General features: G+C 65.3%; 8 protein-coding genes and 3 pseudogenes. 5 read left to right on the forward strand and 6 right to left on the reverse strand.

Going from position 1 to position 7,718, the window contains the following annotated elements:
* The coding region (locus JCM9942_RS07940) for a LysE/ArgO family amino acid transporter (RefSeq protein WP_256202331.1) at nt 1–656 on the reverse strand (656 nt) is incomplete at its 3' end.
* A 66-nt stretch (nt 657–722) separates the two neighbouring features.
* Between JCM9942_RS07940 and JCM9942_RS20125 the strand changes: the two are divergent.
* Together JCM9942_RS20125 and JCM9942_RS07950 are read left to right on the forward strand one after the other, a co-directional pair.
* Nucleotides 723–797: pseudogene (locus JCM9942_RS20125) on the forward strand (hypothetical protein); the annotation flags it as partial.
* A gap of 92 nt (nt 798–889) precedes the next feature.
* On the forward strand, nt 890–1,627 hold the full coding sequence (locus tag JCM9942_RS07950; protein ID WP_256202332.1) for an ArgP/LysG family DNA-binding transcriptional regulator: 738 nt from the start codon (nt 890–892) through the stop codon (nt 1,625–1,627).
* A 93-nt stretch (nt 1,628–1,720) separates the two neighbouring features.
* On the opposite strand, the pseudogene JCM9942_RS07955 reads toward JCM9942_RS07950, so the two are convergent.
* A pseudogene (locus tag JCM9942_RS07955) lies at nt 1,721–2,643 on the reverse strand (M14 family metallopeptidase).
* A gap of 183 nt (nt 2,644–2,826) precedes the next feature.
* Here JCM9942_RS07955 and JCM9942_RS07960 point away from each other — a divergent pair.
* A complete protein-coding gene (locus JCM9942_RS07960) occupies nt 2,827–3,198 on the forward strand; it encodes a glycine zipper 2TM domain-containing protein (RefSeq protein WP_054658921.1) in 372 nt (123 codons plus the stop codon).
* 79 nt (nt 3,199–3,277) lie between these two features.
* Here JCM9942_RS07960 and JCM9942_RS19405 read toward each other — a convergent pair whose 3' ends face one another.
* The 4 genes and pseudogenes from JCM9942_RS19405 to JCM9942_RS07980 form a co-directional block, all read right to left on the reverse strand.
* Nucleotides 3,278–3,544 (reverse strand): hypothetical protein, encoded by a 267-nt coding sequence (locus JCM9942_RS19405; RefSeq protein ID WP_172675076.1) that lies wholly within the window; start codon nt 3,542–3,544, stop codon nt 3,278–3,280.
* A gap of 93 nt (nt 3,545–3,637) precedes the next feature.
* Nucleotides 3,638–4,015 carry a peptidoglycan recognition protein family protein gene (locus tag JCM9942_RS20685; protein ID WP_083468466.1) on the reverse strand — a complete coding sequence of 126 codons (378 nt, stop codon included), beginning with the start codon at nt 4,013–4,015 and terminating at the stop codon, nt 3,638–3,640.
* A gap of 65 nt (nt 4,016–4,080) precedes the next feature.
* Nucleotides 4,081–4,560 (reverse strand): annotated as a pseudogene (locus tag JCM9942_RS20690) (hypothetical protein); the annotation flags it as partial.
* A gap of 249 nt (nt 4,561–4,809) precedes the next feature.
* Nucleotides 4,810–5,694: an acyltransferase gene (locus JCM9942_RS07980; RefSeq protein ID WP_054658925.1), complete on the reverse strand. Its 885-nt coding sequence runs from the start codon at nt 5,692–5,694 to the stop codon at nt 4,810–4,812.
* Between the two features lie 392 nt (nt 5,695–6,086).
* Between JCM9942_RS07980 and JCM9942_RS07985 the strand changes: the two genes are divergently transcribed.
* Nucleotides 6,087–6,335: a hypothetical protein gene (locus JCM9942_RS07985; RefSeq protein ID WP_054658926.1), complete on the forward strand. Its 249-nt coding sequence runs from the start codon at nt 6,087–6,089 to the stop codon at nt 6,333–6,335.
* Between the two features lie 182 nt (nt 6,336–6,517).
* On the forward strand, nt 6,518–7,300 hold the full coding sequence (locus tag JCM9942_RS07990; protein WP_054658927.1) for a hypothetical protein: 783 nt from the start codon (nt 6,518–6,520) through the stop codon (nt 7,298–7,300).
* The last annotated feature ends 418 nt before the right edge of the window (nt 7,301–7,718 follow it).

Raw genomic sequence — 7,718 nt, forward strand, 5'->3', positions numbered from 1 at the left:
CCGCGATCGTGCCGGTCAAGCACGCGCCAGGTGGAGGGCTTGGTGAACAGCGGCGCCAGCAGGCGCGCGCCCAGTCCCTGCATGGTCAGCCAGGCCGCGCTGGCGGTCACCACACCGGCGGCGAAGGCCATGCGGTTGTTGCCGAAATTGTCGGCGATCGAGCCGATGACCATCATGTCCAGCCAGAAGTGCGGATTGATGATCGAAAAACCCGCCGCCGCCATCAGCGCGGTGCGCAGCGACTGCTCGGCGTCATCGTCCAGCTGCATGCCGCCGCCCCCGCTGAGCGCGCGGCGTGCCGATTGCAGCGCATACCAGGCCAGGAACGCCACGCCGCCCCACAGCAGGACCGTGGTCAGCCATGGCAGTTGGTCGGTGAGCGTGCGCAGCCCGGCGACGCTGGCGAAGATGAAACTGGCGTCGATGGCGAAGCAGGTGGCGATGATCGGGACCACGTGCTGGCGCATGATGCCTTGGCGCAGGATGAAGGCGCTCTGCGCGCCGACGATGGCAAACAGACCGATACCGATACCGGCGCCACTGAGCCAGGCGCTGCCGGCAGCTGGGTGGAGATAACCGAAAACATGGGGAAACTGCCTTGTTGCGAGGGGGAGCGCCGCAGCGGGGGGAATCACCGCCGCGACTGAACGACGCAATTGTCGCAATGCAGCATCAAAAAGTGGAGCTAAACTTCGTTAACCATCTTTAGCGGAACTTAATCGATGCGCATCGATCACGCCCAGCTGCGGGCCTTGGCCGCGGTGATCCGCGAAGGCAGTTTCGAGCGCGCCGCGCTGTCGCTCAATGTCACCGCCTCGGCGGTATCGCAGCGGATCAAGCGCTGGAGGACCGGGTCGGCAAGCTGCTGGTCAAGCGCTCCAGCCCGACCGTGGCCACCGCCGAAGGACAGATCCTGGTGCAGCTGGCCGAGCAGACCGCCCTGCTCGAACGCGATGCCTTCGAGCGCATCGGCATCTCCGACAACGAACTGCCACGCGCCAGCATCGCCGTGGCGGTCAACCACGACAGCATGGAAACCTGGTTCCCCGAGGCGGTGCAGACCTTCTCGCAGCACACCTCCACCACGCTGGATCTGCACACCGAAGACCAGGACCACACCGTGGCCCTGCTCCGCCAGGGCGCGGTGCTCGGCGCGGTGACCACCCTGTCCGAACCGGTGCAGGGCTGCCAGATCCACGCGCTGGGCAGCATCCGCTACGCCGCCACCTGCACCCCGGAATTCCACGCCCGCCATTTCGCCAAGGGCGTGAACGCCCAGTCGCTGGCGCAGGCGCCGGTGCTGGTATTCAACCGCAAGGACGACATGCAGGCCCGCTACGCGCGGCGTCTGGCCGGCGTCGACCATCCGCTCGATGCGCCCACCTGGTGGATTCCCTCCACCCGCGCCTTCGTCCATGCCAACCTCGGCGGACTGGGCTGGACCATGAACCCGCTGCCGCTGGTGCGCCGCCACCTGGAAAGCGGCCGGCTGGTCTACGTCAAAGCGCGCGCGTGGGAGGACGTGCCGCTGTACTGGCAGCACTGGAAGGGCGAGGTGAACTCGATGGCGCTGCTGACCCGCGCCATCCTGCAGGCTTCGGCGATGCTGGTGCGCAAGCGCAGGTAACGCCTTGCGCGCCCTCACCGGCACGCCTGCAATCCCGCAGAAAGCCCACCCGGCTCACCCGGATGGGCCGGCTCCGCGTCGCGCCCCCCGCACTCAGCGATGGGCCAGCGCGTAGTCCAGTGCCCCGCGCACTGCCGCCACCTGTGCCAGATCGCATTGCTGCGGCGTGGCCTTGGGGCTGTCCGGGTAGACCTCGGTGGTGGTGGTGTAGCGGGCATCGGTGATGCTGGCGCACAGTCCCAGCGCCTTGAGCGGATACTCGATGACGCCCGGCGCCACCACCGGCGAACCGATGATCTGCCCTGCGCATCGGCCGGGGCGATATGCGTCACCTTGGCCACTTCGGCGTTGACCGCCTGCTGGAATGCCGGCTGCGGGTTGAGCGAATCGGCACACAGATAGAAACCATCGGGAATCTCGCCCGGTTCGAACGGCTTGCCGTCGCGCGCGGCCAGCGCCGGACGGAATTCGGATTCGTCGCTGTCGGTGGTCTCATGCAGATCGATATGCACCAGGAAGCGGCCCTGCAGCGGCGCCACCAGCGCCATCAGGGCGGCCGATTCCTGCGCCGGGCTGTCGGGCACGAACGAGCGGTTCGGATCCAGTGCCAGCGCGTTCCAGCGCTGGATGCGCTCATAGCCCCACGGGCTCACGCACGGCGCGATGAGCAGATTGCAGCGACCGGTGTAGTCGGCCGCATGCTGGTCCACGAACTGCAGTGCGCCCTGCACGCCGCTGGTCTCATAGCCGTGCACACCCCCGGTCACCAGCATCACCGGCAACGCCTCGTCCCAGTTGCGGCTGCGGATCGCAAACAACGGATAGCGACCGGACGGATAGTCCAGCTCCCCGTACTGCGACACATCAAAGCGCTCGCGCAGCGCGTCGATCTTGCTCACCACTTCCGCGGCGTAGCTGCGCTGCACGGTCTGCCGCGCCAGCCACTGCGCCCGTTCGGGCGCGCCCCACGGCTGGCCGGGCGTGCCCACGGGATAGAAAGCGGCAGCGGTATTCATACACACACTCGTCAAAGGTCGAAGACAGGGCCGAACTCTACACCCAAGCCACGCGCCGGTTCATGCCGGGCATGGGCGTTTGCATGAACCGCAACGCAACCGCGATCGCGCCGTTTCATTTTCCGTTTCGGCCTGCACAGGCAGGCTGCAACACGCCGTTTCCAACACGCCAAGGAGCCTCTTATGCGCATTGTTTCCTTCCCGCTGGCAGCGACCCTGCTCGCTGCAGGCATGCTGGTCGCCAGTGGCGCGCACGCACAGACCTATGGCCCACGCGATGAAGGCCGCCGCTTCGACGATGGCAGCCGCGTGGTCTGCCACGACGTGGAAGTGGCCAACAACGCCCGCGACCAGAACCGCGTCGCCGGCACCGCCACCGGCGCGGTGATCGGTGGCCTGCTCGGCAACCAGGTCGGCAAGGGCAATGGCCGCAAGCTCGCCACTGTCGGCGGCGCAGTGGCCGGCGGCCTGGTCGGCCGCAATGTGCAGGGCCGCAACCAGGAGCGCAACGGCCAGCGCGTGGTCCAAACCCGCTGCGAACGGGTCTATCGCTGATCTTCCGTCCCCGCAAACAACAAAGGCCCCTGTCGGGGCCTTTGTTATCGAAGGGAAGCCACTGCCACAGCCGCTGCGCTCAGGGCTCACCGTTGTCGGGCATCAGCAGTACCAGCGGTGCGCAGGCCGCCGTGCTGCAGCCGAAATAGCGGGTGACATCGCCACTTTTCCACACCGCAGTTCCGGCGGCATTGATACTGAAATCCCAACGCTTGCCATCGGCCTGCACCACGCCTTCGATGCTGCAGGGCAGCTGATAGAACCCTTGCGTCGGCATCTGCGGGTACTCGGTGGCAAGCGCGAAGAACCGGCCGGCCGCATCGGCATCCAGCTCCATTCGCTGCACGCCCTGGGCAACTGGACGCCGCCAGCTGCCGGTTCGTCCGCCAGGCGGGCACCCTGGATACTCAGCACCTGCGGCAGATCCATGCGCTCCTGCTCAGCGCGAGGGTCCCCCTTGCTGCACCCGCTCATTGTCGACAACAGCAGCAGGCTGATACAGGCCAGCCCCCTCCCCGAGGGTCTTGTATGAAACGACATCGTGCGCATAGACGTCCTGTTCTCCCAGTCCGTACTGCTGTTGAAGAATTCCAACCAGACGGTTGATTGCGACGGTCTGGGCCGCGGTAGGGGCCTCCCAACTGCCATCGACATGTCGCGCCACCACCTCGATTCCGACACTGTCTTCATTGAGGGGATAGCGCTGCGGGTACTGCTTGGCTTTTTCATGATTGTGGGTCGCCGTCGGATTGAAGCCGCGCTTTTCCGCCAGCGGGATTCCTCCTCCGAACAGGTTCCCTCCTCCACGCAGCGGGATTTGATCTTGCCCACATGCAGGGTCTTTTGGCCAAGGGACGCGGTCTGGTAGATCGTCCCGTCCTTGTCGATCAGGAAGTGGGTGCCGTACTGGACCCCATCGCGGCCGCTGGCAAAGCTCTTCAAAGCGCTCGCGGCGGTTGCCGACTCGGTCCGGTGCATCACCAGCGCAACAGGCTCGCCCATGGACGAACGCCCCAGCCCCGGCACTTCATGCCGGGTGACCGCCTGATCGGTGAGGTAACCATCCGCTCCCACCACCGGCTCCGTGGCGCTCGTCTGCTGCACCCCGCGCAACGGCACATTCACATGATGGACCGGAGGCTGCTCGCCGAAGGGGCGATACACAGCGAACACACGGTCCTCGTTGACCAGCACCTGATCCACGCGCGCCATTACCGGATTTCGCTTCACTTCGGCATGCAGCGCTTCGAGTAACCCCTGTTCCAATGCCGCGCCAAGCCCCAGCTCGACGATGGAACCCTGCAATTGCTCCCGTAACGACATCGGAGTCGTCTGCACCGCCGGATCTGTCGCTCTTTCCATGCTGCCTCCATCCCTGATGGCCCCTGCAGGCGGAGATGTAGCAACCTCACCGTCAATGACGGGTTAATCGAACAGGACTGTCATCACACTTCCAGTGATGCGCTGCCCGCGACTCATCGCACCGTATGGCTTTTCCAAAGCCCATCACGGATACGCAATGGTGTGACGGCACAGCACCGCCCTTGAACAGCCAGCACCGCATACAACAAAGGCCCCTGTCGGGGCCTTTGCTTTAACTCTCTACGATGCTCAGTTCCTGCCGGCCAGCAGCGCGCTGATGTCGGCATCCTTCTGCAGCCACAGGCCGTTCATCCATTTCTGGAACTGCGCGCGGAAGGTGCGGTCGTCCTGGTAATTGCCGCCGATCAACTCGGCCGGAATCGGATGCTGGCGGATCAGCACCTTGATCTCCGGAACCCGGTTGCTCATCAGATCCATCATCGACGGGATGCCCTTGGGATAGACGATGGTGACATCCAGCAACGCGTTCAGCCCCTTGCCCATCGCATCGAGCACGAAGGCCACCCCGCCGGACTTGGGCTTGAGCAGGTGCTGGAACGGCGAAGACTGCGCGGCGTGCTTTTCAGCGGTGAAACGCGTGCCCTCGACGAAGTTCATCACCGCCACCGGAATGCTCTGGAACTTCTCGCAGGCCTTGCGGGTGACTTCCATATCGCGACGGCCCAGTTCCGGGTTCCTGACGATCTGCTTGCGCGTGTAGCGGCCCATGAACGGGAAATCCAGCGCCCACCAGGCCAGGCCCAGCACCGGCACCCAGAACAGCGAACGCTTCAGGAAAAAGCGCAGCAGCGGAATGCGACGGTTGAACACCTTCTGCAGTACCACGATGTCCACCCAGCTCTGGTGGTTGGCCAGCACCAGGTAGTGCCCGTCACGCTGCAGGTCGGCCTGGCCTTCCACGCTGAAACGGGTGCGGGTGAACAGCGCCAGCATCGCGCTGTTGACCGCCACCCAGCTCTCGGCCAGACCGGTCAGCAACGGATTGCAGGCCAGCCGCACCCGCTCGAACGGCAATACCGCCTTGACCAGCGCCACCACGAACAGCGGCAGGCAATGGGCCAGCGTATTGAGGGCGATCAGCAACAGGATGGGAGCAACGCGCAGCCACTTCATAAGAGCACCGGGGCAACCCCGAAAATCAGGAAAGTGCCACAGGGTAGCAAAACCGCCACCGTTCCCCTGTCCGACCAAAGGGGTAGACGCGGGCGGGCGCTTGAGGCCCGGCAACGGCGCCCGGTCCTGCGGCAGCAGACGCCCCGCCGCCCTATCACATCGGCTTTTGCGGATTCCGGGCCAAATAACATCAAGTTCAGCGACGGTTGTGCAGGATGTCCGCGCTTCCCCGCCCTCCTTCGCGCACCCCACTACCGGGGGCGTACCGGCGCTCATTCCGCGCCACCTCCACGGGAAGTCACGATCGTGGCAACGACGCCGTCAGCGGCAGCGTTGCCGTTCCGCCGGGCGGCAATGCGCCTGCCAACGGCGAATCGACAGAAGGAAATCCGATGCCCCGCAAGGCTACAACCCACCGCAGCAGCACGTCCTCGAAGTTGAAGCAGGCCAGTGCCAGCAAGAGCATGAGCTTCGATATCACCAGCGAAAGCATCGCCTCGGACCTGGCCGCATTCCGCAAGCAAGGTGGCAAGGTCGAGGTGCTGGGCAACACGCCGATGCGCGTGAACGTCACCGCCTTCCGCTCCAAGGGCAACACCGAGCGCAAGAAGGCTGCCGCCCCCGAGGCGGCCAAGGCGTAACGCCGCCAGCACAGGGCGCGGCATCCTCGCGCCCCGTCTCCGGAAGGCCCCGCATTGCGGGGCCTTCTTCGTTGGTGGAGGGCAACCCGCGCAACAGGCGACCGGCCTCAAGCACACGCCGCTGCGGCCGATATCCCTGCTTCGTCGTCGATGTGACCGCTGTTTTCACCAGGAGCCCTGTGATGCCGCTTTCCCTCTCCCGCCTGCGCCTGCTCGTGGCTGTGCCACTGATGCTGGTCCTTGCCGCCTGTGGTGGCCCGATGGATACCGCCCTGGTGACCGGCAACGGCGCCGATCCGTACTTCGCCTCGCTCAACCCGGTCTTTGCCAAGATGAGCGAACACGAACAGCAGGGCTTCAACTGGGCCGTGTCGGACCTGGATCTGGACCGCCTGCACAGCCGCTACCCCGGCAACAGTCCGCGCCAGATCATCCGCGGTGAAGTGGCGCAGGTGCTGGAAACCTATCCGGCGCGGATCGCGGCGCTGGAGCCGCAGGCCCTGCAGGCGGCGCAAGTGCGTGCGCAGTTGGCACAGGTCACCGCCGTGCAGACCGCCTTCCGGATCGAGAAGGACTTCTTCGGTCTGGCACCGAAGATCAGCGCCACCATCGAGAACAACAGCCCGCTGCCGATCAGCGCGTTGGAGTGGAACGCCGCGTTGTATCTGGACGACGCCGAAACGCCGGTAGTGACCACCACCCTGACCGACAACTACCGCGACCGGGGGGGCCTGGTCCCGGGCGGCCGGCACAAGCGCGAGTTCGCCATCGGCTTTGTGCGCGGCGACGAGACCTGGACCACGCTGGAAATCCGCAATGCAAAACGCACCCGGGTGGTGCTCGAACCGCTGGCCACCAGCGTGCAGGACTTTGGCGACCGCCACTACCTGCCCGAAGACCCCAGCGCGGAAATCGAACGCCTGCGCAGCGTGATCGCCGCCGCCACGTCCTACCAGGACATCTGAGCACCGGCACACGCCCGATCGCCCGCTGAAAAAAGAAGCCCCGCCATGCGGGGCTTTTTCAATTCCGGTGGAGGTCGAGGTAACCGCCCGCCGGGTTTTGTCGGGACGTTGCCGGAAAAGCCGCCGGTTCCTACGTGAGTCCATTTTCAGGGGCGCTCAACCGGCTATGCTGGCGTGCGCTTGTTGCGCCGCCGACGGCTGCTGCCGGACGGCGCCCCCGACCTCCAGGAGAAAATGATGAGCAAGGGTATGGACCAGAAGAAGGACCAGAAGAAGAAACCGGCCAAGACGATGAAGGAAAAGAAGGCCGAGAAGCGGGAAAAGAAAGCCAAGTAAGGCAAGCGGTGTCGCCGTGACGTTGTCCGTCGCGGCGACGGGCGCGCAAACGACGCCCGCACCACACCCCCCGGCGGCACGG

Source organism: Stenotrophomonas pictorum JCM 9942 (genome assembly GCF_001310775.1).
Lineage (GTDB): Bacteria > Pseudomonadota > Gammaproteobacteria > Xanthomonadales > Xanthomonadaceae > Stenotrophomonas > Stenotrophomonas pictorum.

Coding starts and splice junctions, on each gene's coding strand:
- JCM9942_RS07960 (WP_054658921.1), top strand. CDS start 2,827: ATGCGCATTGTTTCCTTCCCGCTGGCAGCGACCCTGCTCGCTGCAGGC.
- JCM9942_RS07985 (WP_054658926.1), top strand. CDS start 6,087: ATGCCCCGCAAGGCTACAACCCACCGCAGCAGCACGTCCTCGAAGTTG.
- JCM9942_RS07990 (WP_054658927.1), top strand. CDS start 6,518: ATGCCGCTTTCCCTCTCCCGCCTGCGCCTGCTCGTGGCTGTGCCACTG.
- JCM9942_RS07980 (WP_054658925.1), bottom strand. CDS start 5,694: ATGAAGTGGCTGCGCGTTGCTCCCATCCTGTTGCTGATCGCCCTCAAT.